This window comes from Kitasatospora sp. NPDC093558 (assembly GCF_040683475.1).
Taxonomy (GTDB): Bacteria; Actinomycetota; Actinomycetes; order Streptomycetales; family Streptomycetaceae; genus Kitasatospora.
This window is the reverse complement of sequence record NZ_JBFBDY010000982.1, coordinates 1-1,834: the sequence shown is the minus strand read 5'-3', so window position 1 is coordinate 1,834 and position 1,834 is coordinate 1. Positions and strand designations below refer to the sequence as shown.

Annotated in this window: 2 protein-coding genes; one reads left to right on the top strand and one right to left on the bottom strand. The window is 72.2% G+C overall.

Annotation, left to right across the window (positions count from 1 at the left end):
- The first annotated feature begins 102 nt into the window (after window positions 1–102).
- Window positions 103–1,623, top strand: a complete 1,521-nt coding sequence (locus AB0O00_RS37640; protein ID WP_363659192.1) for a cellulase family glycosylhydrolase — start codon at window positions 103–105, stop codon at window positions 1,621–1,623.
- 37 nt (window positions 1,624–1,660) lie between these two features.
- Here the strand turns inward: AB0O00_RS37640 and AB0O00_RS37635 are convergent.
- A partial coding sequence (locus AB0O00_RS37635; RefSeq protein ID WP_363659193.1) for a substrate-binding domain-containing protein occupies window positions 1,661–1,834 on the bottom strand: 174 nt, incomplete at its 5' end.

The window sequence follows — 1,834 nt, the reverse complement described above, 5'->3', positions numbered from 1 at the left end:
TCGGGCGGCAACACCCCCCCGTCCCTGACCTGCACCGCTAGCTTACCTCCCCTGGCGTGTGCCCCACCGGGGCCCCCGGCCCCCCACCCCGAGGAGCTCGGCATGCCCCGAACCGCACCTCCCCGCACCACACCTCCCCGCACCACCGCCGCCTTGGCGGCCGCCGGCGCCGCGTGCGCCGCCCTGGCAGTGCTCCCCCTCACCGCCTCGGCCGCCCCCACCGCCGGCCTTTCCTGCAACGTGAGTTACACCGTCGGCAACGACTGGGGCAGCGGCTTCACAGCCAACGTCACCATCACCGACACCGGCACCACCCCCATCAACGGCTGGACCCTCGGCTACGCCTACACCGGCAACCAGACCCTCCAGAACGGCTGGAACGGCACCTGGACCCAGACCGGACAGAACGTCACCGTCACCAACCCCGGCTACGCCCCCACCATCAACCCCGGCGCCGCCTACACCACCAGCGCCAACTTCTCGTACAGCGCCACCAACACCGCCCCCACCGCCTTCACCGTCAACGGCACCCCCTGCGGGCCGCAGTCGAGCCCGTCGCCGAGCCCCACACCCACGCCCACACCCACGCCGACCACCACCCCACCACCGAGCGGCCCGGCCCCGGCCGTGCACGTCGCGGGCAGCACGCTGGCGAAGGCCGACGGCACCCCGATCACCCTGCACGGGGTCAACCGCTCCGGGGTCGAGTTCATGTGCGTCCAGGGCCACGGCATCTTCGACGGCCCGGCCGACCAGGCCTCCGTCACCGCGATGAAGTCCTGGCGCGTCAACGCCGTCCGCGTGCCGCTCAACGAGGACTGCTGGCTCGCCCACTCCAACGTCGACCCGGCCTACGCCGGAGCGGCCTACATCAGCGCCGTGCGCAGCTACGTCGACCTGCTGCACCGCAACGGCCTGGTGGCGATCCTGGACCTGCACTGGACCGACGGGGTGTACACCGGCCCCTCCGCCGGCTGCTCCGACGCCAACGCCACCTGCCAGAAACCCATGCCGGACGCCGCGGGCGCGCTCCCGTTCTGGGCCTCGGTGGCGCAGACCTTCACGGGGGACGACGCGACGGTCCTCGACCTGTTCAACGAGCCCTACCCGTCACGTGCCACCGGGAGCGACGCGACCGGCTGGGCCTGCTGGCGGGACGGCGGCACCTGCCCCGGCATCGGCTTCCGGGTCGCCGGCATGCAGGCGATGGTCGACGCGGTGCGCTCGACCGGCGCGGACAACGTCCTCCTGCTGGGCGGCCTGGAGTACGCCAACGACCTCACCCAGTGGGCCGCGCACCAGCCGTCCGATCCCCTGCACAACGTGGCCGCGTCCTGGCACTCGTACAACTTCAACACCTGCAGCAACGCTTCTTGCTGGGACGCGCAGATCGGCCCGCTGGCGGCGCACGTACCCGTCGTGACTGGGGAGCTGGGCGAGAACGACTGCGCGCACGGCTACCTGGACACCCTGCTGCCGTGGCTGGACCAGCACGGCGTCTCCTACCTCGCCTGGGCCTGGAACACCTGGGACTGCAGCAGCGGACCGGCGCTGATCAGCTCCTACGACGGCACCCCGACGGCCTTCGGCGCCGGCTACCGCGCCCACCTCGCGGGCCTGTAGTCACGCCGGCTACCGCGCCCACCTGGCCGGCGGATAGTCACGCCGACTCCCGCACCACCAGTTCCGTCGGCAGGACCGTCTGCCGGCGGAACCGGCCCGGCTGGGCGATCTCCTTGAGCAGCAGCTGGACCATCAACCGGCCCATCTCCTCGGTCGGCTGACGGACGCTGGTGAGCGGCGGATCGGTGTGCCGGCCCACCACGGAGTCGTC